The sequence below is a fragment of the Pseudomonas sp. R2-37-08W genome (assembly GCF_003851705.1).
Taxonomy (GTDB): domain Bacteria; phylum Pseudomonadota; class Gammaproteobacteria; order Pseudomonadales; family Pseudomonadaceae; genus Aquipseudomonas.
Genome location: NZ_CP027728.1, coordinates 3,748,012 through 3,773,838, shown reverse-complemented (window position 1 = coordinate 3,773,838; position 25,827 = coordinate 3,748,012). Strand labels below are relative to the sequence as shown.

General features: G+C 58.2%; 31 protein-coding genes, 1 tRNA gene and 1 pseudogene. 21 read left to right on the top strand and 12 right to left on the bottom strand.

Translation table 11 applies throughout. The annotated features are described in order from the left end of the window. Positions 1-506: 506 nt before the first annotated feature. Complete coding sequence (locus C4J93_RS17375) at positions 507-1,463, bottom strand: site-specific integrase (protein ID WP_124430037.1); 957 nt, start codon at positions 1,461-1,463, stop codon at positions 507-509. A 23-nt stretch (positions 1,464-1,486) separates the two neighbouring features. Here C4J93_RS17375 and C4J93_RS27170 point away from each other — a divergent pair. The 5 genes and pseudogenes from C4J93_RS27170 (at position 1,487) to C4J93_RS17355 (ending at position 4,951) form a co-directional block, all read left to right on the top strand. Then, positions 1,487-1,586 (top strand) — tRNA-Val (locus C4J93_RS27170). A 554-nt stretch (positions 1,587-2,140) separates the two neighbouring features. Further along, the gene (locus C4J93_RS17370) at positions 2,141-2,857 is read left to right on the top strand and encodes a DUF969 domain-containing protein (protein WP_124430036.1); all 717 of its coding nucleotides are present in this window, start codon (positions 2,141-2,143) and stop codon (positions 2,855-2,857) included. Continuing rightward, positions 2,854-3,804: a DUF979 domain-containing protein gene (locus C4J93_RS17365; RefSeq protein ID WP_124430035.1), complete on the top strand. Its 951-nt coding sequence runs from the start codon at positions 2,854-2,856 to the stop codon at positions 3,802-3,804. The genes C4J93_RS17370 and C4J93_RS17365 overlap by 4 nt, the downstream gene beginning before the upstream one ends. Positions 3,805-3,811: 7 nt before the next feature. Beyond that, positions 3,812-4,440 (top strand): annotated as a pseudogene (gene pcp, locus C4J93_RS17360) (pyroglutamyl-peptidase I). Positions 4,441-4,504: 64 nt separating this feature from the next. After that, positions 4,505-4,951, top strand: coding sequence for an anti-virulence regulator CigR family protein (locus C4J93_RS17355; RefSeq protein ID WP_124371247.1), 447 nt, complete (start codon positions 4,505-4,507; stop codon positions 4,949-4,951). Positions 4,952-4,963: 12 nt separating this feature from the next. On the opposite strand, the gene C4J93_RS17350 is transcribed toward C4J93_RS17355, so the two are convergent. From C4J93_RS17350 to C4J93_RS17340, 3 genes are read right to left on the bottom strand one after another with little or no spacing between them, the layout of a single operon-like run. Next, positions 4,964-6,364 (bottom strand): heavy metal sensor histidine kinase, encoded by a 1,401-nt coding sequence (locus tag C4J93_RS17350; RefSeq protein WP_124430034.1) that lies wholly within the window; start codon positions 6,362-6,364, stop codon positions 4,964-4,966. Further along, the gene (locus C4J93_RS17345; RefSeq protein ID WP_124367657.1) at positions 6,361-7,032 is read right to left on the bottom strand and encodes a heavy metal response regulator transcription factor; all 672 of its coding nucleotides are present in this window, start codon (positions 7,030-7,032) and stop codon (positions 6,361-6,363) included. Before C4J93_RS17345 ends, C4J93_RS17350 begins: the two co-directional genes overlap by 4 nt. A 42-nt stretch (positions 7,033-7,074) precedes the next feature. Continuing rightward, a complete protein-coding gene (locus C4J93_RS17340; protein ID WP_124430033.1) occupies positions 7,075-7,335 on the bottom strand; it encodes a DUF2790 domain-containing protein in 261 nt (86 codons plus the stop codon). 202 nt (positions 7,336-7,537) lie between these two features. Here C4J93_RS17340 and C4J93_RS17335 point away from each other — a divergent pair, with 202 nt between their 5' ends. Beyond that, positions 7,538-8,233, top strand: coding sequence for an HAD family hydrolase (locus C4J93_RS17335; protein WP_124430032.1), 696 nt, complete (start codon positions 7,538-7,540; stop codon positions 8,231-8,233). On the opposite strand, the gene C4J93_RS17330 is transcribed toward C4J93_RS17335, so the two are convergent. Further along, positions 8,215-8,478 carry a hypothetical protein gene (locus tag C4J93_RS17330; protein ID WP_124430031.1) on the bottom strand — a complete coding sequence of 88 codons (264 nt, stop codon included), beginning with the start codon at positions 8,476-8,478 and terminating at the stop codon, positions 8,215-8,217. The genes C4J93_RS17335 and C4J93_RS17330 overlap by 19 nt on opposite strands. Before the next feature lie 207 nt (positions 8,479-8,685). Next, positions 8,686-8,880 carry a carbon storage regulator CsrA gene (csrA, locus tag C4J93_RS17325; protein WP_003192511.1) on the bottom strand — a complete coding sequence of 65 codons (195 nt, stop codon included), beginning with the start codon at positions 8,878-8,880 and terminating at the stop codon, positions 8,686-8,688. A gap of 260 nt (positions 8,881-9,140) precedes the next feature. Between csrA and C4J93_RS17320 the strand changes: the two genes are divergently transcribed. Continuing rightward, the gene (locus C4J93_RS17320) at positions 9,141-9,506 is read left to right on the top strand and encodes an SPOR domain-containing protein (RefSeq protein WP_124430901.1); all 366 of its coding nucleotides are present in this window, start codon (positions 9,141-9,143) and stop codon (positions 9,504-9,506) included. 31 nt (positions 9,507-9,537) lie between these two features. Here C4J93_RS17320 and C4J93_RS17315 read toward each other — a convergent pair whose 3' ends face one another. The 3 genes from C4J93_RS17315 to C4J93_RS17305 all read right to left on the bottom strand — a co-directional run bounded on the left by C4J93_RS17315 (position 9,538) and on the right by C4J93_RS17305 (position 11,737). Next, positions 9,538-10,227: an endonuclease gene (locus C4J93_RS17315; protein ID WP_124371242.1), complete on the bottom strand. Its 690-nt coding sequence runs from the start codon at positions 10,225-10,227 to the stop codon at positions 9,538-9,540. Positions 10,228-10,231: 4 nt separating this feature from the next. Beyond that, positions 10,232-10,483, bottom strand: a complete 252-nt coding sequence (locus tag C4J93_RS17310) for a DUF1654 domain-containing protein (protein ID WP_124404699.1) — start codon at positions 10,481-10,483, stop codon at positions 10,232-10,234. A gap of 165 nt (positions 10,484-10,648) precedes the next feature. Continuing rightward, positions 10,649-11,737: an asparaginase gene (locus C4J93_RS17305; RefSeq protein WP_124367653.1), complete on the bottom strand. Its 1,089-nt coding sequence runs from the start codon at positions 11,735-11,737 to the stop codon at positions 10,649-10,651. A gap of 450 nt (positions 11,738-12,187) precedes the next feature. Here C4J93_RS17305 and C4J93_RS17300 point away from each other — a divergent pair, with 450 nt between their 5' ends. Genes C4J93_RS17300 through C4J93_RS17270 form a run of 7 tightly spaced genes read left to right on the top strand, consistent with a single transcriptional unit; the run spans position 12,188 to position 19,157 of the window. Next, the gene (locus tag C4J93_RS17300; protein WP_124359095.1) at positions 12,188-13,147 is read left to right on the top strand and encodes a sugar ABC transporter substrate-binding protein; all 960 of its coding nucleotides are present in this window, start codon (positions 12,188-12,190) and stop codon (positions 13,145-13,147) included. A 57-nt stretch (positions 13,148-13,204) separates the two neighbouring features. Beyond that, positions 13,205-14,758 carry a sugar ABC transporter ATP-binding protein gene (locus C4J93_RS17295; RefSeq protein WP_124430030.1) on the top strand — a complete coding sequence of 518 codons (1,554 nt, stop codon included), beginning with the start codon at positions 13,205-13,207 and terminating at the stop codon, positions 14,756-14,758. Continuing rightward, positions 14,755-15,732 (top strand): ABC transporter permease, encoded by a 978-nt coding sequence (locus tag C4J93_RS17290; RefSeq protein ID WP_003174987.1) that lies wholly within the window; start codon positions 14,755-14,757, stop codon positions 15,730-15,732. Before C4J93_RS17295 ends, C4J93_RS17290 begins: the two co-directional genes overlap by 4 nt. A 3-nt stretch (positions 15,733-15,735) precedes the next feature. After that, positions 15,736-16,758, top strand: coding sequence for a LacI family DNA-binding transcriptional regulator (locus C4J93_RS17285; RefSeq protein WP_124363577.1), 1,023 nt, complete (start codon positions 15,736-15,738; stop codon positions 16,756-16,758). Between the two features lie 24 nt (positions 16,759-16,782). Beyond that, positions 16,783-17,700: a ribokinase gene (rbsK, locus tag C4J93_RS17280; RefSeq protein ID WP_124367649.1), complete on the top strand. Its 918-nt coding sequence runs from the start codon at positions 16,783-16,785 to the stop codon at positions 17,698-17,700. Next, positions 17,697-18,101, top strand: a complete 405-nt coding sequence (gene rbsD, locus C4J93_RS17275) for a D-ribose pyranase (RefSeq protein WP_124430029.1) — start codon at positions 17,697-17,699, stop codon at positions 18,099-18,101. Before rbsK ends, rbsD begins: the two co-directional genes overlap by 4 nt. Positions 18,102-18,128: 27 nt before the next feature. Then, the gene (locus tag C4J93_RS17270) at positions 18,129-19,157 is read left to right on the top strand and encodes a nucleoside hydrolase (RefSeq protein ID WP_124367647.1); all 1,029 of its coding nucleotides are present in this window, start codon (positions 18,129-18,131) and stop codon (positions 19,155-19,157) included. A 33-nt stretch (positions 19,158-19,190) separates the two neighbouring features. Here the strand turns inward: C4J93_RS17270 and C4J93_RS17265 are convergent, their stop codons facing one another. After that, entirely contained in the window at positions 19,191-19,397 is a 207-nt protein-coding gene (locus C4J93_RS17265) for a hypothetical protein (RefSeq protein WP_124363573.1), read from the bottom strand. Between the two features lie 156 nt (positions 19,398-19,553). On the opposite strand from C4J93_RS17265, the gene C4J93_RS17260 reads away from it, so the two are divergent. Further along, complete coding sequence (locus C4J93_RS17260; protein WP_124363572.1) at positions 19,554-19,859, top strand: hypothetical protein; 306 nt, start codon at positions 19,554-19,556, stop codon at positions 19,857-19,859. A 144-nt stretch (positions 19,860-20,003) separates the two neighbouring features. After that, entirely contained in the window at positions 20,004-20,324 is a 321-nt protein-coding gene (locus C4J93_RS17255) for an I78 family peptidase inhibitor (protein WP_124371239.1), read from the top strand. Positions 20,325-20,396: 72 nt separating this feature from the next. Here C4J93_RS17255 and C4J93_RS17250 read toward each other — a convergent pair whose 3' ends face one another. Beyond that, complete coding sequence (locus C4J93_RS17250; protein WP_003234260.1) at positions 20,397-20,609, bottom strand: cold-shock protein; 213 nt, start codon at positions 20,607-20,609, stop codon at positions 20,397-20,399. Positions 20,610-20,898: 289 nt separating this feature from the next. Further along, positions 20,899-21,213, bottom strand: coding sequence for a hypothetical protein (locus C4J93_RS17245; RefSeq protein WP_015884935.1), 315 nt, complete (start codon positions 21,211-21,213; stop codon positions 20,899-20,901). Between the two features lie 365 nt (positions 21,214-21,578). Between C4J93_RS17245 and thrS the strand changes: the two genes are divergently transcribed. From thrS to pheS, 5 genes are all read left to right on the top strand, one after another. Further along, a complete protein-coding gene (thrS, locus tag C4J93_RS17240; protein WP_124371238.1) occupies positions 21,579-23,501 on the top strand; it encodes a threonine--tRNA ligase in 1,923 nt (640 codons plus the stop codon). Beyond that, entirely contained in the window at positions 23,501-24,052 is a 552-nt protein-coding gene (gene infC / locus C4J93_RS17235) for a translation initiation factor IF-3 (protein WP_015884933.1), read from the top strand. Before thrS ends, infC begins: the two co-directional genes overlap by 1 nt. A gap of 60 nt (positions 24,053-24,112) precedes the next feature. After that, positions 24,113-24,307, top strand: coding sequence for a 50S ribosomal protein L35 (rpmI, locus tag C4J93_RS17230; RefSeq protein WP_002553160.1), 195 nt, complete (start codon positions 24,113-24,115; stop codon positions 24,305-24,307). A 29-nt stretch (positions 24,308-24,336) separates the two neighbouring features. Further along, positions 24,337-24,693, top strand: coding sequence for a 50S ribosomal protein L20 (gene rplT, locus C4J93_RS17225; protein ID WP_005789679.1), 357 nt, complete (start codon positions 24,337-24,339; stop codon positions 24,691-24,693). Between the two features lie 109 nt (positions 24,694-24,802). Next, the gene (gene pheS / locus C4J93_RS17220; RefSeq protein ID WP_034099107.1) at positions 24,803-25,819 is read left to right on the top strand and encodes a phenylalanine--tRNA ligase subunit alpha; all 1,017 of its coding nucleotides are present in this window, start codon (positions 24,803-24,805) and stop codon (positions 25,817-25,819) included. The last annotated feature ends 8 nt before the right edge of the window (positions 25,820-25,827 follow it).

Here is a 25,827-nt window from a genome sequence, read left to right as displayed (position 1 = left end):
AAAAGTTGGTGTGTGTTGAGCGTTGCGCAATAAAAAGGCCACCCACTGAAGGAGTGGCCTAATAATTAAGTGGGAAGGTAACTAACACGTCACTGACGGTAGAAGAAAAGCAAGTCGCTAAGAGTGGTCATAGTTTTCTACCTATGTGTGCATATTATATACTAGTAAGCGCATTTTTGTCAATATGTTGGACGGATTTGTCAACTTTTTCTTCAGCTATTTTTGCTAGGTCGAAGTTGAGGTTTTTGATTGCTTCGAACATCGCTTTAATATGAATTCGGCTACCGTAAACACCGAAGATGGCGGCAGAGTCCTAATGTCTAGCGATGCATTTGACCAAGGAGTCTCTCACTCATACCTGCCTCATCCGCATATCACTGTGTTGCGGAAGCTGTGGAAGGCTTTCGTGGTTTAGTGGCCCAGCACTTTGTCTTGTATCTGCCGAGCCATGTATATGGGGAGGGGCAGCCAGCTGGTAATTCAACATGGCTGGCCGCCCGGTTTGATTAGTCGATCAGGTGCAATACGTCCCTCACGTTTAGATGGGAGTATCGCGCAACCGACCGTGTATCACGGTGCCCAGATACGATCATGATCTGAGCGTTGTTGAATCCCTTTTTCGCGACGTTCGTGATTCTGGTGTGCCTGAGTTGATGCAGCCTGACGCTACTATCTAAACCTGCCTTTACGCGCGCTAAGCGCACAGCCTGAGTTACGGCGTGCGGTGTGACGGTGAACACTTGACCGTTCGGGTGACCTCCCACAGTGGCCCAAAGTTGGGCGAGGTGGAGAATTTCAACAGCTCGGCGGGTGAGGGGGACAGACCGTGTACCGTTCTTCCCGTCAATCACATCGGCAATGCGGTCACTGAGGTGCAGGCAGTCTTTCGTTAGCTTCAGGATTTCAGAGCGTCTCATCGCAGTTTCGTATGCTAGTTCTACGATGAGTTTCATGGTGGGAGAGAGCTTTTCCAGCAAACGCTCAAGCTCACTTGCCCTAATCACCTTGTCCGAAGACCGGTCTGGCTTTGGGAGTGCGATATCACTTACAGGATTATGAATGTCGATCAGCAGGCCGCGCTTGGCGAACCTATAGAATCGGGACATAAATGCGAGCTGCGTCCTGCACGTGGACGGCTTCACCTTCTTCAATCGCATAATCTTGAAGTCATTGACCATCTGTGGCGTGATTTCGTTAATGGGCTGAGTGAAGTGCCTGCCCAGATGCTCCACGATCTTCAGTGCGTGGTTGTAGCTACCTTTACCCTTGAGCATCGTTTCGCAGTAGATCATGCCCAACGTATAGATGGTGTGGTGCTTGTGCTCCATTGTCACGACTTCGAGCTGGTTTGCCCATGACTCTGCTTCGGCCTTCGTGCTGAAGGTTTTCGACTGGGGAGATTTACCTTTTACGCGTACCTGAGCGTTCCAGTTGCCGGATGGAAGGGAGCGGAAAGTAGCCATTGTTGACGCCTCATAATGTGAATGGGCGTTCTGTGAAATCCAAGAGCAGCAGGGCTGGGAGCTCGCTCCCAGCAGACCTTGACATGGTGGGGGTCGTTGGTTCGAGTCCAATCGCGCCTACCAAACAAAATCCGCTCTGCTGGGCGGTCTAGAAGGGCTCACCGAAAGGTGAGCCCTTTTTTGTTGCCCGGAATTCGGACAATACCTCTCCAAAGTGACACCTGGCGGCGCACTTGAGGACTACGCGTCTCGATCAACAGAAAAGCGTAGCCACCGACAGCAGGCAAATGATCTGGACCACCATCTGGCAACGTATTTCGCCAATTGCTGTCGCCATACTGCTCATGTGACCGGCATACATAGCTGGAGCCCTCATTGTCGGCAATCGCACCGTGGATGATCCGCAGGACCATCAAGGCTGAGTATAGGGCCAATCCCGAATCCCTCCAGTTGCCGGGGCCAGCGCTGCCAATCTCGACAAAATTTATTGGTCTGCAGCAACAGTTTTTCTTGTTGGACACCTCCCACCTCAAGGCAGCAAAGTTGCCGCCACTGCTCGACCTTCCGGGTCAACAATAAAAAAACCGAGCCGACTGCACGCCACTTTCATGCTGTGAGCCCTTTGCTCACATCCTGCTGTAATGGCGCCGCAGCGCGCACTAAAGGACCTCTCCGCCATGCAAACTGTTGTGAACTTATGGCCGTTGATCGGCGTACTTGTCATCGTGGTCGGCTTTGTATTGCGCTTCAATCCGTTGCTGGTGGTGACCGCCGCCGCTATCGCTACCGGGCTCGCCGCCCAGTTCCCGCTGGAAAAAATTCTCGCAACCATGGGTGATGGCTTCCTTCAAACCCGTGCGTTGCAATTGATCCTGTTATTACCGCTGGCGGTGATTGGCCTGTTGGAGCGTCATGGCCTGCGTCTGCATGCGCAGAACTGGATCGCTCGCTTCGAGCGCGCGACGGTCGGGCGTTTGCTGATCATCTATCTGTTCGTGCGTGAATCTACCGCAGCCATGGGGCTGACCAGCCTGGGCGGGCATCCGCAGATGGTACGGCCATTGCTGGCACCGATGGCCGAAGGTGCGGCGGAAAAACGCTATGGCAAGCTGCCGGACAAGCTGCGTCACAAGGTATTGGCCATGTGCGCCGCCACCGACAACGTGGGGCTGTTTTTTGGTGAGGACATCTTCGTCGCCTTTGGTGCGATCGCCTTGATGCACACCTTCCTGCTCGGCTCGGGGATTGATGTAGAGCCGCTGCATATTGCGGTGTGGGGCATCCCGACGGCGATCTGTGCCTTTATCATTCACGCCATTCGCCTGCATCGGTTCGATCGCAGGTTGACCCGTGAGATGACCGCCGCCGCCCCGTCGGTGGAGGCTGCCCAATGATTATTTCCATTCAATACCTGTACTGGCTGGCCGGGGTGCTGTTGCTGATCACTGCCGGCATGATCGTGTTGGATCGCACCCACCCCAAGCGTTGGTCCAGCGCGCTGTTCTGGCTGCTGTTTGCCATTCCGTTCCTTGTGGGGGAGCGGCTGCCCTCGGTGGTCATCGGTGTCGGCGTTGTGGTGATGGCGTTGATTGCGGGCCTGGGCGGCGTTGGCCGTGGCCAGCACGCCGAATTGCACGTCAAGGCTTCCCGTGCCAGTGCCGGTCGCCTGGGTCACAAGCTGTTTATCCCGGCGCTGGCGATTCCGCTGACCACGGTGATTGGCTCGGTATTGCTCAAGCACACCGAAATTGGCGGCGTGCCGTTACTCGATCCGAAGAACACCACCTTCGTCTCGCTCGGCATCGGCTGCCTGATCGCCCTGGGACTGGCCTGCTGGTTGACCCGCGATACGCCGGTGCAAGCCTTGCGCGAATCGCGTCGCCTGACCGAAGCCCTTGGCTGGGCCATGGTGCTGCCGCAGATGCTGGCAATGCTCGGGCTGTTGTTCAATGAAGCCGGGGTGGGCACGGCGGTCGCCCACGTCACCACCACGTACATCAACCTGGACTTCAAGTTGGTGGCGGTCATGGTGTATGTGCTGGGCATGGCCTTGTTTACCGTGATCATGGGCAACGGCTTTGCCGCCTTTCCGGTGATGACCGGTGGCGTCGGCGTGCCGGTGCTGGTGGGTATCTATGGCGGCAACCCGGCGGTAATGGCGGCGATCGGCATGTTTTCCGGCTACTGCGGTACGCTGATGACGCCGATGGCGGCCAACTTCAATATCGTGCCGGCCGCGCTGCTTGAGCTGCCGGACAAGAACGCGGTGATCAAGGCCCAGTTGCCCACCGCCTTGATGATGCTGGTGGTCAATATCGTGCTGCTTTATCTGTTGATGTGAGGCCAGGATGAATACCTTATTGCTGACAGGCTTCGAGCCTTTCGATCACGACGACGTCAACCCATCCTGGGAAGCGGTGCGCCAGTTGGAGGGAATGCAACTGAGCGATGACGTGCGGATCGTCGCACGCCAATTGCCCTGTGCCTTTGCCACTGCTGCCGACACCTTGATGGCGTTGATCGACGAATTACATCCGGTAATGGTCATCGCCACGGGTTTGGGCCCTGGGCGCAGCGACATCTCTATCGAGCGGGTCGCGATCAACGTCAATGACGCACGCATCCCGGACAACCTGGGCGCCCAGCCGATTGACACGGCGGTGGTAGAGGGGGGCCGGCCGCTTACTTCTCGACATTGCCGATCAAGCGTATGGTCAGGGCGGTGCGGGAAGCGGGTATTGCTGCCTCGGTTTCGCAGACGGCGGGCACGTTCGTGTGTAATCAGGTGTTTTATCGATTGCAGCATGCGCTGGCGGGTTCCGCAGTGCGCAGTGGGTTTATCCATGTGCCGTGCTTGCCTGGGTCCACTCAGCCGTCAATGGCGCTGCCGGTGTTAGTGGAAGGCTTGCGCCTGGCGGTCTCGGCGGCCTGGCAGACTCAGGTGGATATTGTGGAAACAGGTGGTCGGGTGAGCTGATGCAATACTCGGTGGCTAAACCTCGACTACAGTTGATCAGGTATCCCCCTGGAAGAACTACATCATGATCAAGTGCCCGAAGTGTGTGTCCGTAGTGTTGTCGCTCGCATTGTTTGCAGGCAGCAGTATCGCCTTGGCTGATCCCGGCAATGGCAAAGGCCAGGGCAATAACAAAGGGAATAACCAGGCGGGGCAGGGCCACGGCAAGCCTGGTGGCAAAGGTTCGGCGGGTAATCACGGCCCCAGCGTTGATCGGGGCAGTGTGCTGAGCCTGGTGGGCGGTAACCGCGATTACTGGAGCCCTGGGCCTGCGTTGCCTCCGGGTATTCAGAAAAATCTGGCGCGCGGCAAACCGCTGCCTCCCGGTATCGCCAAGAAACTCGATGGTCGCCTGGCGGGGCGCCTGCCTCACTACGACGGGTATGAATGGCAGCAAGCTGGCACTGACTTGATTCTGGTAACCATCGCCACCGGTATCATCTACGAAGTGCTCAACGGGGCTTTTGATTGACCCGGCGGTACCTCACGCTTCCCGAGCGGGGAAAAACAACTCGAAACGCGTGACGCCGTCTTCACTGCTGACGCCATACCGCCCGTTGTGCAATTGCATGATGGTTGCCACGATCGACAGCCCCAGCCCATTGGACTGGGAGGACCGCTCGCGGGATTCATCCACCCGGTAAAACCGTTCGAACAACCGCGGTAGGTGCTCGGCGGGAATGGTTTCACCGTGGTTACTGACCCTCAGGTTGACGCCCTCGTCATTTGCAATGGCCTGGATGCTCAGCTTTGAACCCGGCGAACCATACTTGATGGCGTTGGCGCACAGGTTGGCCAGGGCGCGCCGCAGGAGCATCGGCTCCGCCCATATCACGCCTTCGCCCTCGACCACGATGTGCATGCCCGCGTCAGCGGCCAACCCTTCGAAATAATCCGCGATGCGTTCCACTTCATCCGCAGCATCCAGCGCCTGGCGTTGGCGCAACGCGCTGGCAGGGTCGGTGCGCGCCAGAAACAGCATATTGTCGAGCATCCGCGCCAAGCGTTCGAGTTCTTCGACATTGGAGGCCAACAGCTGCTGGTAGCTTTCGATACTGCGCTGCTGTTGCAGGGCAACCTGGGTTTCGCCGAGCAGGTTGTTGATCGGCGTGCGCAGTTCATGAGCCATGTCGGTGGACACCTGGCCCAATTGCACAAAGCCCTTGGACAAGCGTTCAAGCATGGTGTTGAACGACTCGATCATCGGCAGCAATTCTTTGGGTGCGCCCTGGCCGTCGAGGCGCTCGGCCAGGTTGCCGACGCCGATCCCTTGCGCGTGGCGGGCGAGGCGGCGCAAGGGCAGCAAGCCGCGATGCACCAGCAGGTAACCGGCCAACGCCAGGATGATCGCGGCGATGCTCGCCAGGATGTAAACGCTCAACCGATAGCTGGCGAGTACGGCGGTGCGCTCGGTCATCAGGCGGCCGCTGGTGACTTGCAGGCTGCCCAGATCGCCGGAGTCGATGGTTGCGGCCACGGTTGAAAAAGGAATGCCGTTAAGCCCCGGCAGATGCTGCACATCGCTCAGTGCCAGTACGTGATCTCTGGGCACCGGTTTGATCGACGGCAGCTCGATATTCGCCGGGTTCACCAGCAGTAACGGCCGTTGACCGGGCGCGCCGATACTCAATACGGATTCGCGGTTGCCCAGCATATTCTGGAACAGCTCGGGCTTTGTCTGGATCAGGCCCAGGGTATTGCTGTCGTTGAGCAGGTTGCGCAGTTGATCCACTCGGGATATCAGCGCGGTGTCGTCGCGGCGCACCAACTCGCGCTCCAGCTCACGGTAAAGTGCTACGCCCAAGGTGGCCAGCAAGGCGAAGGCGAGCAAGGCGAAGATCAGCGCCAGGCGCAGCGTCAGCGAATAATGGCGAGCGCGGCTCATGGCTGGGTATCGAAGCGGTAGCCGATGCCACGCACGCTGTGGATCAACTTGAGTTGGAATGGGTCGTCGATTTTCAAGCGCAGGCGCCGCACGGCCACGTCGACCACATTGGTGTCACTGTCAAAATTCATGTCCCATACCCGCGAGGCAATCAGCGAGCGTGACAGCACCTGGTCCTGGTGAGTGGCGAACAGATGCAGCAGGGCGAACTCTTTATTGGTCAGGGTGATGCGCGTGCCGGCGCGGGTGACGCGGCGCTTGAGCACATCGATTTGCAGGTCGGCGATGTGCAGGTGTTCTTCCTCTCGCGTCGGGCCGCGTCGGGTCAGGGTGCGCAGGCGCGCGACCAGCTCGGCGAAGGAGAAGGGCTTGATCAGGTAGTCGTCGGCGCCCAGCTCCAGGCCTTTGATGCGGTCGGCGATGTCATCGCGGGCGGTGAGAAACAGTACCGGCGTGTCGGCTTCCTTGCGCAAGCGGCGCAGTACTTCCCAGCCATCCATCTTCGGCATCATCACGTCGAGCACGATCACGTCGAACGGCGTTTCCAGGGCCTGGTGCAAACCATCCACGCCATCGCGGGCCAGGCTCACGCTGTAACCCAGCTCCTGCAGGCCATTGAGCAGGTAATTGCCGGCCTTGGGTTCGTCTTCGACTACAAGGATGTTCATGGGAAATGCCCTGGTTCGATGGGTTGCGCAAGTTTAGCCTGATCAATTGTCACTGGCGCAACCGGTGCCCTGCACGCGGTAGTCCAGCACATGCTCACGGGCCTGATGGTCCAGGTAGCGCAGTTGTGCCGGGACGATACCGCATTGGCCGTAGGTTTCGGTACTGGACAAAACCTTGGCGACATCCAGGTGGACGAAGAAGCCGGTCTGATCATGGATCACGGGAGCGGCTGGAGCGGTGTCGGCAGCGAATACCGAGCCGGTGGCGAGTAAGGCAGCAAAGGCGAGGGCAAAGCGTTTCATGGCGAGATCTCTGTTTAAAGTGGCTGCCGGGGTTGGCAGTGAGTTCACAGTAACCAGGCGACCCGAACAGCTAACCAACAGGATGATGACAAGTTCGTCATTCAAGGTTTAACGCTGGCGCCTCGCAGCGTTTACAAGTGCCGAGGTGAACCGTAGATTGCGTGGGGTCGATCATTGCTTGAGCCCATGGAGAAGCCGCGTAGTGTCCAGTCGAAATCCAGCCGTATTCAGTCAGCGTTACCGTGCCTTCCTGTTCGATATGGACGGCACCCTGCTCAACTCCATCGCCGCTGCCGAGCGTGTATGGAGCCGCTGGGCTGAACGCCATGGGCTGGATGTGCAGGCTTTCCTGACGACCATTCATGGCGCCCGCGCGATTGATACGATCACGCGCCAGGCGTTGCCGGGTGTGGACCCAGAGGCGGAGGCGGCGTGGATTACCGAGGCTGAATTGAACGACGTCGAGGGTGTCGTGGCGCTTGCCGGTGCGGTCGTGTTCCTGAACCGCTTGCCGGCCGATCAGTGGGCGCTGGTCACGTCTGCGCCCAAGGCACTGGCGTTGCGCCGAATGCAAGCGGCCGGTATTTCCATGCCGGCGGTAATGGTGACGGCCGAAGATGTCGCCAGCGGCAAGCCGGATCCTGCGTGTTACGTGCTTGGCGCCCAGCGCCTGGGCGTGCCGGTGCAGGATTGCCTGGTGTTCGAGGATGCGACAGTAGGCATTCGAGCAGCAGAAGCGGCGGGAGCGGACGTGATGGTCGTGACCTCGACGCACCTGGCGCCCATGGCGACTGAACATGCCTGTATCGAGGGATATGAGGGGTTGCAAGTCGTGCGAGAAGCGGATGGCCTGCTGACGCTGCGAGAAAAGATAGACAGTCAGCGTGCGGTTTTTTGATGGGCGCGATGCGCCTCGCGCTGGCACAGCTTACGCAAAATAGTCTTCTGAATCGGCTTGAGACAGAACGCAAACAGGTAGGCACACAAGAGTAAGGCGAGGTCCAGCCAAGAGTGGTCTGCGGTGTCGACAGCCGCCTCGACTTCCAATCGCAGGCCATACCCGAGCGCCAGAAAGACCAGCCCTATCAGCAGGGCGATCGTCCAGGAAAGGGAAACCATGGGCTGTGTGACGGTTGGCCTCATCGACGTGCTCCTGAATGCACTCGGACCGCAGGATGACGTGGGATTTGGCTGCAAATGATGCAACAAGTTCCGGGGGATCATGGCAGTTTCATCTTGCAGCGCAGGCCTGTGTACGAGGCGCACAGCTCGGATGAAAAAAAGCGGACGGGTCAATCAGGTTTTCGCCAGCCGTTACGGTGAAGCTAAAGGCTGGCTACTGGAGGTGCTTCAAGGCGTCTGGTTTTTGTCCGGCGCAGTGAGGCCGGCCTGGATGCGCTGATAAATTTCCTCGCGGTGCACGGCAACATCCTTGGGGGCGTTGATACCGATTCGTACTTGCTGGCCGCTAACGCCCAGGATGGTGATCGTAATGTCATCACCGATGTTTATGCTTTCACCAACTTTGCGGGTGAGTATAAGCATGGACTTCTCCTTGATTACTTTTAAGGACACATGTTCAGACAGGGCAGGTGTCGGATGTGCGTAGCTTACTGCGAAGCGCTTCCCTGTGACTGCCTCTTTTAGGACGCATAGAGGCGACATTAATTCCCATGGCGGCATCATACAGGTCGCGATACATCATTCGCATTGTTTAAGCCAATGTTTATGACGGCCAGAATAGACAGTGAATGGTAAAGTCGCCTCTTTATCTTCAAAGGAGCAGGGCAGTGCGTAAAGTAGCGATGGCAATTGCGGTGTTGGCGTTGGCCGGATGCGGCGAAGGTAAACCTGCCGATGCGCCCAAGGCCACGCCTGTCGTGACCCAAAGCCAGCCACAAACCGGTGCGATTGCCGCTCAAGAATGGGATGTATGGGTGGGCCCGCCGGATCACAAGCTGCAGGCGATCACGGACTTGACCGCCTGGTTGCTGGAGCATGGTTTCAGTTTTTATATCGTCAAGGTCGACGGCAAGGATCAGGTCCTGCTGGGCCCGTTTGCGAGCAAGGCCGAGGCTGAGGCGAAGCAGACCCTGCTCAACGAAAAGATGGCGCGGGCCAAGAAAAACGACACTGTGTCAGAGGTCATCGAACACAAGGTCACCCAGTAACAAGCCGGGTGGGCGGGTTTTGCGCCCACCTTCAGCCACAGGCCTTCAGGTTCACCGGGCCGACGAACTCATTGCCACGGCCCATCACACAGCCCACCGTCTGGTTGCGCTGGCGCTCCCAGGCTTGCACCGGATAGGTCTTGTTCCAGGCTTCATACAGCTGGCGATCCTGTTTCGACAGGCGCAGGCCGTATTGCTTGCTCATATAAAAATAGGTGCGCGCGATCATTCCGCGGATGGACGGACGCGGCATGACCTTCTTGGCCTTGAAGTCCACTTGCGTCAGGCATGAACCGTATTGCCCGCTTTGCACCGGCAGCCAGCCGAAGCTGAAGTTGTTGCGGTCGCCATTCACCTCGCCGATGCTCGGCACCAGGTTATGCAGGTCCGCTTCGGCGCGCTTGAATACGTCGTCGTGACGCGTGCAGTTTTTACGCCCGCCATTTTGCCAGCACTGACGTTGATGGCCGATCTGCCAGGCGGGCACGATGTGTTCCCACTCGATGCGTGCGGCGCGGTTGGCGTTCTTGCGCGGGATGTAACCACAGGCTTTCAGGTCTATACGGTTACCAGTGTATTTGCAGCCGCAATAGAACTCGGTGGACTGCGGAGCGTAGAGCTTCCAGGCGATTTTTTTAGCTTCACTGAAAGTGCGGGGGGCTTGGGCGTTGGCGGTGACAGCAAACAACAGGCAGCACACAGCAAAAAAACGGACACTCATTCAATCAATCTTCCTTCGGCACAACCCAGAAAATCTGCACGCCGCCGTCATCCCTGTAGGCGAGGGTGACGTTGTCGTTTTCCGCAATCTCTTCAAGCAAGCGCGCCCATTCGTCTTCGGGCTCATCCGGCAGGCGGAAGATCAACGCCGCCTTGGCCTTCTGCGCGTTGGTCGAATTGATGATTTTTTGAACGCGAATAGCCAGGCGCTGGTAGGCATCTGGCGGTGCGGGTGCTGCGGAGGAGGGCTTTGCCACGGAGTATTCCTTAGTAAGCTGTACGCACATACAGTATTTAACTGTAGGTAATTTCGCAACTGCTTAAATTCAAAGAACTCCGTCTGACAGCGAATTTGGAAATTTGCTGTGATTTTTTGCGAGGAACTGTAGGAGCGAACTCGCTCCTACAGATAAAGCCTGGAATCAATACTCCCAGAACATCCGTTGCAGCTCTTTGCTGTCCTGGGTCTTGGTCAGGGCGACCATCGCGAGGATGCGCGCTTTCTGCGGGTTCAGGTCAAGGGCGGCGACCCAGTCGTATTTGTCGTCTGGTTGCTCGGCGTTACGCAGCACCATGCCGCCGGCGTTGACGTGGGAAGAGCGAATGATCTGCACGCCTTGCTTGCGCAATTCCACCAGCGCGGGAACGACCTTGGACGAGACCGAACCATTGCCGGTGCCGGCATGGATGATCGCCTTGGCGCCGGCTTGGGCCAGGGCCTTGTAGGCAGTGTCGCTCACGTTGCCGTAGCCGTAGGCAATTTCGACGTCGGGCAGGCTCTTGATGGTCTTGATGTCGAATTCCGAATCCATGGTGTGACGCTTGGCCGGCAGGCGGAACCAGTAGGATTTGCCTTCAACGACCATGCCCAGCGGACCCCATGGGCTCTTGAAAGCCTCGGTCTTGATATTGATCATCTTGCTCACGTCGCGACCCGACTGGATCTCGTCGTTCATGGTCACCAGCACGCCTTTGCCCCGTGCGTCCTTGCTGCCTGCGACGGCAACGGCGTTGTACAGGTTGAGCATGCCGTCTGCCGACATGGCGGTACCAGGGCGCATGGAACCGACTACGACGATAGGCTTGTCGGTTTTTTCAACCAGGTTGAGGAAGTAGGCGGTTTCTTCAAGGGTGTCGGTACCGTGGGTGATCACGATGCCATCCACGTCCTTGTCGTCGGCCAATTCGGCGACGCGGCGACCCAGTTGCAGCAGGTTGTCGTTGTTGATGCTTTCCGAAGCAATTTGCATCACTTGTTCGCCGCGTACGTTGGCGATCTGGCTAAGCTCAGGAACACCCGCGATCAATTGTTCGATGCCGACTTTGGCGGCCTGGTAAGTGGCGCTGTTGGCCGCACTGGCGCCAGCCCCGGCAATGGTGCCGCCAGTGGCGAGGATCACCACGTTGGAAAGCTTGGTCTTGGTGTCGACTTCTTTTGCCTGAGCGGCGACGGGGAACAACAGCAGGAGGGCCAGCGCCCCAGGAACAAAGGTCTTCAATGCAGATTTCATTATTTTTCTCTCTGGTTTTTGATGAGTGCGGTAGCAGGTTCATCCAGAACACCCGGGCGACTCTGAACGCCTCGAGGTGCTGAGAAAGAGCAGGATTTGTACCAAGCCAATCATGCTCGGAGCGATAAAATAAGCTATTGATTTAAAACAATTTAAATGGGATTTTCAGTCTGGGTTGACGCGACGCCGTCCGGCTTTCTGAACGGAAGGCGCTTCGCTGTTCGGTTGTCCGAAAGCCAGCTCGGGTTGGCGCAGGTGATGTATGAGATCGTCGTTGCGCCTGTCGTTTCAACCAACGGGAAAAGGGCAGGGTGGGTTCAGGATGAAAGGTGAACGACTGCCGTTGACAAATCTCGACAAGGTTCTCATAGTTCTGACAACGCAAACGTTTGCGAGATGTTTCTTCGGCGCGAGCGTTGCTCACAATAATCATAAGATCGGAGTACACCCATGAAGCTGCCATTTGCAGGACGTCTTCTTGCTGTCGCTGTGCTTGCCGCCGCATCCGCTGCCCTGCCTCTCTCTTCTGCTTTCGCTGACGACGCCGCCGCCAAACCCAAGGTTGGCCTGGTGATGAAGTCCCTTGCCAACGAATTTTTCGTGACCATGCAAGAGGGCGCCAAGGATTACCAGAAATCCCACGCTGCCGACTTCGACATGATCACCAACGGCATCAAGAACGAAACCGACACCAGCGCGCAGATCGATATCGTCAACCAGATGATTCTGGCCAAGGTCAACGCCATCGTCATTGCACCCGCCGACTCCAAAGCGCTGGTCACCGTGCTGAAGAAAGCCTCGGATGCCGGCATCAAGGTGGTCAACATCGACAACCGTCTGGACCCGGACGTGCTGAAAAGCAAAAAACTCGATATTCCCTTCGTCGGCCCGGACAACCGCAAAGGCTCCAAGCTGGTGGGTGATTACCTGGCCAAGCAACTGGCCGCAGGCGACAAGGTCGGTATCATCGAAGGCGTACCGACCACCACCAACGCCCAGCAGCGCACCGCAGGCTTCAAGGATGCGATGGATGCTGCAGGCATGAAGATCGTCTCCACCCAATCCGGTAACTGGGAAATCGACCAGGGCCAGAAAGTCGCATCGGCGATGCTGAGCGAATACCCGGACCTCAAGGCACTGCTGGCCGGTAACGACAACATGGCCCTGGGCGCAGTCTCCGCCGTACGTGCGGCAGGCAAGGCCGGTAAAGTGCTGGTGGTGGGCTATGACAACATCGAAGCCATCAAGCCGATGCTGCAGGACGGTCGCGTGCTCGCAACCGCCGACCAAGCGGCTGCCCAGCAAGCCGTGTTCGGCATCCAGAACGCGCTCAAGCTGGTCAAGGGCGAGAAGGTCGACGCCACCGACGGCGTGATCGAAACCCCGGTCGAACTCGTCCTCAAGAAGTAATCCCGGCAGTAGCCAACAGCGCCCGCTCGTCCTGAGCGGGCGCCTGGAGATTTTCCTATGTCATCTTCCGCCCCGAACGCTGTCCTCTCGGTCAGCGGTATCGGTAAGACCTATGCCCAACCGGTTCTGTCCGACATCACGCTCACGCTCAATCGCGGTGAAGTGCTGGCGCTGACCGGTGAAAACGGCGCTGGCAAAAGCACCTTGTCGAAGATCATCGGCGGGCTCGTCACGCCAACCACCGGGAACATGCAGTTCAATGGCCAGGCCTATCAACCCGGCAGCCGCACCCAGGCCGAAACGCTGGGTGTGCGCATGGTCATGCAGGAACTCAACCTGCTGCCAACGCTGACGGTGGCTGAAAACCTGTTCCTGCATAACCTGCCCAGCCGTGGTGGCTGGATCAGCCGCAAACAGCTGCGCAAAGCCGCGACCGAAGCCATGGCCCAGGTTGGCCTGGACGCCATCGACCCGGACACGCTGGTCGGCAGCCTGGGCATTGGCCATCAACAAATGGTCGAGATTGCCCGCAACCTGATCGGCGACTGCCACGTACTGATTCTCGACGAACCTACGGCGATGCTCACTGCCCGTGAAGTCGAGATGCTGTTCGAACAAATCACCCGCCTGCAGGCCCGAGGCGTGGCGATTATTTATATTTCGCACCGGCTGGAAGAGTTGGCCCGTGTGGCCCAGCGCATTGCAGTATTGCGCGATGGCAAGCTGGTGTGTGTCGAGCCCATGGCCAATTACAACAGCGAACAATTGGTGACGCTGATGGTGGGGCGCGAGTTGGGCGAGCATATCGACCTGGGCCCGCGCACCATTGGCGGACCGGCCCTGACGGTCACAGGCCTGACGCGCTCGGACAAGGTCCGTGACGTGTCGTTCCAAGTGCGCGCCGGTGAAATCTACGGTATTTCCGGCCTGATCGGCGCCGGTCGTACCGAGTTGCTGCGCCTGATTTTCGGCGCCGACCCGGCCGACAGCGGCACCGTGGCGCTGGGGCCGCAGGCCAATGTAGTGAGCATTCGCTCCCCGGTCGATGCGGTCGGTCATGGCATTGCCCTGATCACCGAAGACCGCAAGGGTGAAGGCCTGCTGCTGACCCAGTCGATCAGCGCCAACATTGCCTTGGGCAACATGCCGGAAATCTCCGCTGGCGGGCTGGTGAACAGCCGCGATGAAACCGCCCTGGCCAAGCGCCAGATCGACGCCATGCGTATCCGCAGTTCCAGCCCGGCGCAGTTGGTTTCCGAACTGTCGGGCGGTAACCAGCAGAAGGTGGTGATTGGCCGCTGGCTGGAGCGTGATTGTTCGGTGATGCTGTTCGATGAGCCCACCCGAGGTATCGACGTGGGTGCCAAGTTCGACATTTACGCCTTGCTCGGCGAGTTGACGCGCCAGGGCAAAGCGCTGGTCGTGGTCTCCAGTGACCTGCGCGAGCTGATGCTGATCTGTGACCGCATCGGCGTATTGTCCGCCGGGCGCCTGATCGAGACTTTCGAACGCGATAGCTGGACCCAGGACGAATTGCTCGCCGCCGCCTTTGCCGGCTATCAGAAACGTGATGCGCTGCTCAACGATGCAGCGCCTAGGAATACCCCATGAAAACAACCACTTCCCCCGGTAAGACTGGCGGCAACTTCTACGGCCTGGGCACCTACCTGGGGCTGGCAGGTGCGTTGCTGGCAATGATTGCGCTGTTCTCGGTGCTCAGCGATCACTTCCTGTCCTACGACACATTCAGCACCCTGGCCAACCAGATTCCAGACCTGATGGTACTGGCGGTGGGCATGACCTTCATCCTGATCATCGGTGGCATCGACCTGTCGGTGGGCTCGGTACTGGCGTTGGCGGCGTCGGCGGTCAGCGTGGCGATTCTGAGCTGGGGCTGGAGCGTATTGCCGGCCGCCGTGCTGGGCATGGGCTGCGCCGCATTGGCCGGCACACTCACCGGTTCCATCACCGTGGCCTGGCGGATCCCTTCCTTTATCGTGTCCCTCGGCGTGCTGGAGATGGCCCGGGGCGTGGCGTACCAGATGACCGGCTCGCGCACCGCTTATATCGGTGACTCGTTTGCCTGGCTGTCCAACCCGATTGCGTTCGGGATCTCGCCGTCGTTCATCATTGCGTTGCTGGTGATCATCGCCGCCCAGTTGGTGCTGACCCGCACCGTGTTTGGTCGCTACCTGATCGGTATCGGCACCAATGAAGAAGCGGTGCGCCTGGCCGGCATCAATCCCAAGCCCTACAAGATTCTGGTGTTCAGCCTGATGGGTCTGTTGGCCGGCGTGGCCGCGCTGTTTCAGATTTCGCGTCTGGAAGCGGCGGATCCGAATGCCGGCTCGGGCCTGGAACTGCAAGTGATCGCTGCTGTGGTGATCGGCGGTACCAGCCTGATGGGCGGACGCGGTTCGGTCATCAGCACCTTCTTTGGTGTGCTGATTATTTCGGTATTGGCGGCGGGTCTGGCACAGATCGGCGCGACAGAACCGACCAAACGCATCATTACCGGTGCGGTGATCGTGATCGCCGTGGTCCTTGATACTTACCGCAGCCAGCGCGCCAGTCGGCGGGGCTGAACCATGGCAACGATCAAGGATGTGGCAGCGCTGGCGGGGATTTCCTACACCACGGTGTCCCATGTGGTGAACAAAACGCGCCCGGTCAGCGAGCCGGTGCGCATCAAGGTCGAGGCGGCGATCAAGCAGTTGGACTACGTGCCGAGTGCGGTCGCGCGCTCACTCAAGGCCAAGACCACGGCGACGATCGGGCTGCTGGTACCCAACAGCCTCAACCCGTATTTCGCTGAACTGGCCCGGGGCATTGAGGACTACTGCGAGCGCAACGGCTACTGCGTGATCCTCTGCAACTCCGACGACAATGCCGAAAAGCAGCGCAGCTATTTGCGCGTGCTGCTGGAGAAACGCGTCGACGGCTTGATCGTAACCTCGGTGGGCGGCGATGACAGTGGCCTCGCCGCTGGCTTGAGTGCGGTGCGCACGCCCATGGTGATAGTCGACCGGGCACTGGACGGTATCGACGTCGACCTGGTGCGCATCGATCATGAAGAGGGGGCTTACCTGGCGACCCGGCACTTGCTTGAATTGGGCCATCGCGACATCGCCTGCATCGCCGGCCCGGCCCATACTCGCGTGGCGCAAATGCGTCTGGCAGGGTATAGGCGTGCGCTGCGCGAAGCCGGGGTTGAAATAGCGGCTGAGCGCATCCGGGAAAGTGATTTCACCAGCACCGGTGGTTATGCCGCCGCTGTGCAACTGCTTGCACAGCAACCCCCCAGTGCGATTTTTGCCTGCAACGATATGATCGGCTTCGGCGTGCTGCGCGCCGCGGCAGAGCAGAATATCCGTGTGCCGGGCGAGCTGTCGGTGATTGGTTTCGATGACATTCAAATGGGCCGGTATGTTTATCCGGCGCTGACCACGGTCGGGCAGTCGATCCTGCAACTGGGCGAGACAGCGGCTGAATTATTATTGCGACGTATAGCGACACCCCAACGCCCGATCGATCAACGTATCGTGACGCCGAGTATTGTCTTGCGTGAGTCGACGGCGCCGTTGGCCGGTGTGTTCGCCCAATACCGCTGAACCAGAATTGATGAGTACTGATGTATGCCAGCAAAAGTAGTGGTAGTAGGCAGCTTGAACATGGACCTGGTCACCCGCGCCAGTCGTTTGCCGCGTGCCGGTGAAACACTGATCGGCCAGACGTTTTCCACTGTGCCCGGTGGCAAGGGCGCCAACCAGGCCGTGGCCTTGGCGCGCCTGGGGGCGGATGTGGCGATGATCGGTTGCGTCGGCACCGATGCCTACGGCGGCCAACTGCGTGATGCGCTGGTGATCGAAGGCATCGATTGTCAGGCCGTCAGCACCGTGGAAGGCTCCAGTGGTGTCGCGCTGATCGTGGTGGATGACAGCAGCCAGAACGCGATTGTAATTGTGGCGGGCAGTAACGGTCAGTTGACGCCCGACTCGATGACGGCCTGCGACGCGGTGTTGCAGGCCGCCGACGTGATCATCTGCCAGCTTGAAGTACCGATGGAAACCGTCGGGCATACGCTCAAGCGCGGCCGCGAGCTGGGCAAGACGGTGATCCTCAATCCGGCGCCGGCCAGTGGGCCCTTGCCGGCTGCGTGGTATGCCTCGATTGACTACCTGATTCCCAACGAAAGTGAAGCCAGCGCCTTGAGCGGCGTGACGGTCGATTCGCTCGACAGCGCCAAGCTTGCCGCTACCGCGTTGATCAAGGCTGGCGCCGCCAAAGTCATCATCACCCTGGGCGCCCAGGGCGCACTGTTTGCCGATGGCAACAGCTTCGAACATTTGGTCGCGCCCAAGGTCACGGCGGTGGACACCACGGCTGCCGGCGATACCTTTGTAGGTGGCTTTGCTGCGGCATTGGCCGCAGGCAAGAGCGAAGCCGAGGCGATCCGGTTTGGCCAGGTCGCGGCAGCGTTGTCGGTGACCCGTGCCGGCGCCCAACCTTCTATTCCTACCCTGCACGACGTACAAGGTTTTGTGCCCTCATGAAAAAGACCCCTCTGCTCAATATCGCCCTGTCGCGCGTGATCGCGTCACTGGGGCACGGCGACATCCTGGTCATCGGTGATGCTGGCCTGCCGGTGCCACCTGGCGTCGAGTTGATCGATCTGGCGCTGACCCAGGGCATCCCGGATTTCATCAGCACCCTGCGCGTTGTGCTCAGCGAAATGCAGGTGGAAAGCCACGTGCTGGCTGAAGAAATCCTGCTCAAGCAGCCGCCGGCGCTGACCGAGCTCAATGCGCTGACCGAACAGGCTGCGCTGGGCGAACGACGCCTGCTAAGCCATGACGCGTTCAAGCAACTGAGTGGCAAGGCGCGCGCCGTGGTGCGCACCGGCGAATGTCAACCGTACTGCAATATCGCGCTGGTCTCCGGCGTAACCTTCTAGAGTCCCCCCTACGACAAGGAGTGTTTTATGCAACGTGGTCTTCCATCCCTGAAAAACCTGTTTCGGAGTGTTCTGCTTTTGTCCGCACTCACAGCTGCAAGCGCCCAGGCGGCAGAAAAAATCGATCTGATCATCGATACCGACCCAGGTGCCGATGACGTGGTTGCCCTGCTGTTCGCCATGGCGTCGCCGGAAGAGCTGAGCATCCGCGCGCTGACGACCGTGGCCGGCAACGTGCGCCTGGACAAAACCTCGCGCAATGCGCGCCTAGCGCGCGAGTGGGCAGGGCGCGAGGACATCCCGGTATACGCGGGGGCTCCGGCACCGCTGCTGCGCAAGCCGATCTATGCCGAGAATATCCATGGCAAGGAAGGGATTTCCGGTGTCACCGTGCACGAGCCGAAACAAGGCCTGGCTGACGGCAACGCCGTGGATTACCTGATCAAGACCCTGACGGCCGCCAAGCCCCATAGCATCACTATTGCCATGCTCGGCCCGCAGACCAACCTGGCCCTGGCATTGACCCAGGCACCAGAAATCACCCAGGGCATCAAGGAAGTGGTGGTGATGGGCGGTGCGCACTTCAATGGCGGCAATATCACGCCGGTGGCCGAGTTCAACCTGTTCGCCGACCCGGTGGCCGCTGAGATCGTGCTTAAAAGCGGCGTGAAGTTGACTTATCTGCCGTTGGACGTGACCCATAAGGTGCTGACCAGCGAGGCTCGCCTGAAGAAGATTGCCGACCTGAACAACAACGCAAGCAAGGTCGTGAGCAATATTCTTAATGAATACGTCAAAGGCGATATGGAGCACTACGGCATTCCTGGCGGGCCGGTGCATGACGCCACGGTGGTCGCCTACCTCCTCAAGCCATCGCTGTTCAGCGGTCGCCAGGTCAATGTGGTTGTCGACAGCCGGGAAGGCCCGACCTTCGGCCAGACCATTGTCGATTGGTACGACGGCCTGAAGCAGGACAAGAATGCGTTCTGGGTCGAAAACGGCGACGCCCAGGGCTTCTTCGATCTGTTGACCGAACGCCTGGCGCGTTTGAAGTAAATCCCTTACCGGTCGGCGTTCGCCGGCCGGTTCTTATTCGCGCTCGGGTGCGCCCATGTGGTCGGCCGGGTATTTCTCGAATACCTGGCTGATGAATGCTTGCGCGCCCTTGGTGCCGAGCTCCTTGACCAGCAGGTCGATACCGATGATCGCCAATTCCTCCGGACTCCCGGGGCTGTAGGAGCTTTGCCCTTGGGGCCATTTGGCTTTGATATCGGCTTGGAGCGTTACGGTGGTCATGGGAAATCTCGCGGGCTGTAGGTACTGGGCAATGCGCTGGCGTGTGGCTGCAGCGGGCGCAGTTAACCATTTTGCGCGCAAGTTGGCACTGCTACTTAGGCATGAGGAAGGGGGTGTGCGACACTGTCCGCCTGTTTATTGGCCGGGGAACACTGCGTGCAGATCGATTTGAATAACCCCGAGAGTCTTACGCTGGTCGCTGTGCGCCAACTGCTGGCCAGCGCCAGTGACGATGAGCACACCCAGCTGCGGGTCAGCAAGGCGGGTATTGCCTACATTTCTTCAGGCGTGGTCGGGGGCGCTGATATAGGTGGTTTGCTGTTTCGCCTGGAGACCTGGGCAAAGGGTTCCGGTTATGTGGGTAACGTGGCCGCGAACGACGAAGTCTGGGTGATGCAGATTTTCAACGCGCTCAAGCAGAATTGGCCAACGCCGTCATCTGACTACATTGATATCTACTGAACATATTCATATCTAGTCACGATTGACGGGGCGCTTGCCGGGCGTGACTCAGGCAGACTTGCGCGTCAGACGTTAACGTCTTGAAACCAATCTGCTCACTCGCTGTCGCACGATCTCTGTCCATTTTTAATCATAGGAGGCTTCATGCCTTGGAAGCTCGCATCATTCGGTACTTTGTTGGCAGCGCTCGCGTTGGCGGGTTGCAGCACCCCGGGTGCCTCTGAGCCAGGCAAAGATGCCACCGTGACCGATGCTGGTCATAGCCGCTGTGAGTCGAAGGCTGCCGAGTTCACGATCGGCCAGAAAGCCTCGCCTCAACTGCTGGAGCAGGCGCGTACGCGTGCCGGTGCGCAGAACGCACGCATCCTCAAACCCAACGACATGATCACGCTGGAGTATCGCTCCGACCGCCTGAACCTGAACACCGACGATAACCTGGTGATCATGCGGGTCAATTGCGGCTGATAGCCACTGGCTTTTGCAGCATCCATAAAAAACCCCGTCACATGGACGGGGTTTTTTTAGCTCAGCGGAGAATTACTCGCCGCGAACTTGTGCAGCTTGCATACCCTTTTGGCCTTTCTCAGCCACGAAGGAAACGGTTTGGCCTTCTTTCAGGCTTTTGAAACCGTCGCTTTCGATAGCTTTGAAGTGTACGAACAGGTCGTCACCGCCACCTTGAGGAGTGATGAAGCCGAAGCCTTTTTCATCGTTGAACCATTTAACGGTGCCGGTTTGGCGATTAGACATGGTGTATCTCCAAGAAACATATATTTTCAGTAGTGCTGTGCTGCTCAGGCCAACTGGGCACACAGGGCTATCATAGTCGAAATGTTCGGCTTGGGAGCCCCCCCAAGGCATTGTTTGCTAATCAATCGCGTTGCGTTGCGTGCCTGTTTTGGCTGAAAGCCCCGTTCTACGGGGCTTTGGAGCGAAATATCAGCTGTTAAAAAAAGCCGTAAAAGCTACGTAATTTGTGAGAAACAGCCGTTTTCAGGCTGTTTTTCTGGCAAAAAAGACGCCCGATCGGTGAGCGTTCTTACTTTTTCTTAACCACTTTGCAGGACGAAATAGCCGCGACCGCTTTGTTTTTAAGCTCCGGGCTGGCGTTCTGGTTGGTCATCAATTCTTTGATTTCCGCAGTGCTCAATTCGGCGTTGATCTTGTCGGCGCCACATTCGCAATGGGCTTTGGCGGTTTTGGCGTCCACGTTCTGGCTGGCGGCAGCGCTGCAGTCGCTGACGAAGCTGTCACGGGCGCCAGCTGGCCAGTTCGAAGGTGCCGCTGCTTGCGCGCCGAGGGAAAGCAGGGTCAGGGAAGCGGCGAGGGCGAGTGTCGAGGTAAAACGCATCATGGGATGCTCCTTTGGGTCGAGGACGAACGGCGATTCTCGGGGTGTTTGAGGCGTGGCGTACAGCTCAAGTTCACTTTTGCGGCCATAAGGCATGGAATTTACTTCTACCGCAGTTCGTGTCGGCGCGATGACCGTTCATCTGTGCTAGCATCCTGGGCTTGGCTTTTTCCAGGTGCGCTCTATGCCGCCTTGCCAGCTCTTTTTTGTTCACTCCAGTCACTCTGGTTCGATTATCGGTTGGCCGAAAGGCTCCTGCCGCTGTAAGGCAGGCGTTCAGTATTGAGCGGCCTGGTGTTGGATCTTGTACTGGCTCATCCCAACCCACGTGACCTTTGGTAGGGGTCACCACTAGGAGAGGAGGCGCCATGCCAACTATTACTCTACCCGACGGCAGTCAACGTTCGTTCGATCATTCGGTTTCCGTAGCCGAAGTCGCCGCATCCATTGGTGCCGGCCTGGCCAAGGCCACCGTGGCCGGCAAGGTCGACGGCAAGCTGGTTGACGCCAGCGACCTGATCACTGCCGATGCCAGCCTGCAGATCATCACGCCCAAGGATCAAGAGGGGCTGGAGATTATTCGCCACTCTTGCGCGCACCTGATTGGCCACGCGGTCAAGCAGCTGTATCCCACCGCCAAAATGGTGATCGGCCCGGTCATCGACGAAGGCTTCTATTACGACATCGCTTATGAGCGTCCTTTTACACCGGACGACCTGGCTGCGATCGAGCAGCGCATGCACGCGCTGATCGAAAAAGATTACGACGTCATCAAGAAAGTCACCCCGCGTGCCGAAGTGATTGATGTGTTCACTGCCCGTGGCGAAGACTACAAGCTGCGCCTGGTGGAAGACATGCCGGACGAGCAGGCCATGGGCCTGTACTACCACGAAGAATACGTCGACATGTGCCGTGGCCCGCACGTGCCGAACACGCGTTTCCTCAAATCGTTCAAGCTGACCAAATTGTCCGGCGCCTACTGGCGCGGCGACGCGAAGAACGAGCAGCTGCAACGGATCTACGGTACCGCCTGGGCTGACAAGAAGCAGCTGGCTGCCTATATCCAGCGTATCGAAGAAGCCGAGAAGCGCGACCATCGCAAGATCGGCAAGCGCCTGAACCTGTTCCATCTTCAGGAAGAAGCGCCGGGCATGGTGTTCTGGCATCCGAACGGCTGGACGCTCTACCAGGTGCTCGAGCAGTACATGCGCAAGGTTCAGCGTGAAAACGGTTACCTCGAGATCAAGACCCCGCAGGTGGTTGATCGCAGCCTGTGGGAGAAATCCGGGCACTGGGCCAACTACGCCGACAATATGTTCACCACCCAGTCGGAAAACCGCGACTACGCCATCAAGCCGATGAACTGCCCTTGCCACGTGCAGGTGTTCAACCAGGGCTTGAAGAGCTACCGCGAGTTGCCGATGCGCCTGGCCGAATTTGGTGCCTGCCACCGCAACGAGCCATCGGGTGCGTTGCACGGCATCATGCGTGTGCGCGGCTTCACCCAGGATGACGCCCATATCTTCTGCACCGAAGAGCAGATGCAGGCTGAATCCGCCGCGTTCATCAAGTTGACCATGGACGTTTACCGCGATTTCGGTTTCACCGAGGTCGAGATGAAACTGTCCACTCGTCCGGAAAAGCGCGTCGGCTCCGACGAGCTCTGGGATCGCGCCGAAGCTGCACTGGCCGCAGCGCTCGACAGCGCGGGCCTTGCGTACGACCTGCAGCCGGGGGAGGGCGCGTTCTACGGTCCCAAGATCGAGTTCTCGCTGAAAGATTGCCTTGGCCGCGTCTGGCAGTGTGGTACCCTGCAGCTCGATTTTAACCTGCCGATCCGTCTGGGAGCCGAATACGTCTCCGAAGACAACAGCCGTAAACACCCGGTTATGCTGCACCGGGCGATCCTCGGTTCGTTCGAACGGTTCGTCGGGATCCTGATCGAGCACTACGAGGGTGCATTCCCGGCGTGGCTGGCTCCGACTCAGGCAGTGATCATGAATATCACTGATAAACAGGCAGATTTTGCCGCTGAAGTTGAAAAAACACTCAACGAAAGCGGATTTCGTGCCAAGTCCGACTTGAGAAATGAAAAGATCGGCTTTAAAATCCGCGAGCATACTTTGCTCAAGGTTCCCTATCTTTTGGTTATCGGAGATCGGGAAGTCGAGATGCAGACTGTCGCTGTGCGTACTCGTGAAGGTGCTGACCTGGGCTCGATGCCCGTCGCCCAGTTCGCTGAGTTCCTCGCGCAAGCGGTTTCCCGGCGTGGTCGCCCAGATTCGGAGTAATTATTATTAAGCGTGAAATGAGACAAGATAAACGAGCTGCACCGAAAGCCCCGATCAACGAGAATATCTCGGCACGCGAGGTTCGGTTAATTGGCGCTGATGGCGAGCAGATTGGCATCGTCTCGATTGATGAAGCGCTTCGTATTGCAGAAGAGTCCAAGCTGGACCTGGTGGAAATTTCCGCCGATGCAATCCCACCCGTTTGCCGGGTGATGGACTACGGCAAGTCGATCTTCGAGAAGAAGAAACAGGTTGCCGCAGCGAAGAAGAACCAGAAGCAGATTCAAGTAAAAGAAATCAAGTTTCGTCCAGGGACGGAGGAAGGGGATTACCAGGTAAAACTGCGCAACCTGGTACGTTTCCTGAGTGATGGGGACAGGGCCAAGGTATCCTTGCGATTCCGCGGCCGTGAGATGGCCCACCAGGAGCTGGGGATGGAACTCCTCAAGCGGGTTGAAGCTGACCTGCTCGAGTACGGTTCGGTCGAACAGCATCCTAAGATGGAAGGACGCCAGCTGATCATGGTCATCGCCCCGAAAAAGAAGAAGTAATCAACAGGGCACGGCAGGCCTTCTGATTATGTTTATCAACTGAATGCGGAGTATCCGAACATGCCAAAGATGAAGACTAAAAGTGGTGCTGCTAAGCGGTTTCTGAAAACTGCTAACGGTATCAAGCACAAGCACGCTTTCAAGAGCCACATTCTGACCAAAATGTCGACCAAGCGTAAGCGTCAACTGCGCGGTAGCAGCTTGCTGCATCCGTCTGACGTGGCAAAAGTCGAGCGCATGCTGCGCCTTCGTTAATTTTGGATCAAGAATAGAGGAAGTAACTCATGGCTCGTGTAAAGCGTGGCGTCATTGCCCGTAAGCGTCACAAAAAAATTCTGAAACTTGCTAAAGGCTACTACGGCGCGCGTTCACGCGTATTCCGTGTTGCCAAACAAGCGGTAATCAAGGCAGGCCAATATGCCTACCGTGACCGTCGTCAGAAAAAACGTCAGTTCCGCGCCCTGTGGATCGCTCGTATCAATGCTGGTGCACGTGTTAACGGTCTGTCCTACAGCCGTTTCATCGCTGGCCTGAAAAAAGCGTCCATCGAAATCGACCGTAAGGTTCTGGCTGAACTGGCCGTGAACGAAAAAGCGGTGTTTGCTGCGATTGTCGAGAAAGCTAAAGCCTCCTTGGCTTAAGTACCCCCGACAGTCACCCTGGGTTACTCCTGTAGCCCAAGGTGGTAAACGTCATAAATAGGGGAAGAGCCTTCAAGCTCTTCCCCTATTTTGTATCTGGAGTCTGTACATGGAAAACCTGGACGCGCTCGTCGCTCAAGCTCTTGAGGCTGTGCAAAGCGCTGAAGATATCAATGCCCTGGAGCAAATCCGGGTTCACTACCTTGGTAAAAAGGGTGAATTGACTCAGGTGATGAAGACCCTGGGGAATTTGCCGGCTGAAGAGCGCCCGCAGGTCGGTGCGCTGATCAACGTTGCCAAGGAGCGCGTCACCGAGGTTCTCAATGCGCGCAAGGCGTCGCTCGAGGAGGCCGATCTTGCGGCCAAGCTCGCCGCCGAGTCCATTGACGTGACCTTGCCTGGCCGTGGCCAGGCCTCGGGCGGTTTGCACCCGATCACCCGGACTCTGGAACGTATCGAACAGTTCTTCACCCACATTGGCTACGGCATTGCCGAAGGCCCTGAGGTCGAAGACGATTATCACAACTTCGAGGCGCTCAACATCCCAGGCCATCACCCGGCCCGGTCGATGCACGACACCTTTTATTTCAACGCAAACATGTTGCTGCGCACCCATACCTCGCCGGTACAGGTCCGCACCATGGAAGCGAACAAGCCGCCGATCCGCATCGTCTGCCCAGGCCGTGTGTACCGGAGCGACTCCGATATTACCCACTCGCCGATGTTCCACCAGGTCGAAGGCCTGCTGGTTGATCGCGATATCAATTTCGCCGACCTCAAAGGCACCATCGAAGAGTTTCTTCGGGTGTTCTTCGAAAAAGAACTGGCGGTGCGTTTCCGTCCGTCCTTCTTCCCGTTCACCGAGCCGTCCGCTGAAGTCGATATGGAATGCGTGATGTGCAGCGGTAAAGGCTGTCGCGTGTGCAAGCAGACCGGCTGGCTGGAAGTGATGGGCTGCGGCATGGTCCACCCTAACGTGCTGCGCATGTCCGGGATCGATCCGGAAGAGTTTTCGGGCTTTGCCTTCGGCATGGGCGTTGAGCGTCTGGCCATGCTGCGTTACGGCGTGAACGACTTGCGTCTGTTCTTCGACAACGACTTGCGGTTCCTCGCGCAATTTCGCTAGTCGTAACG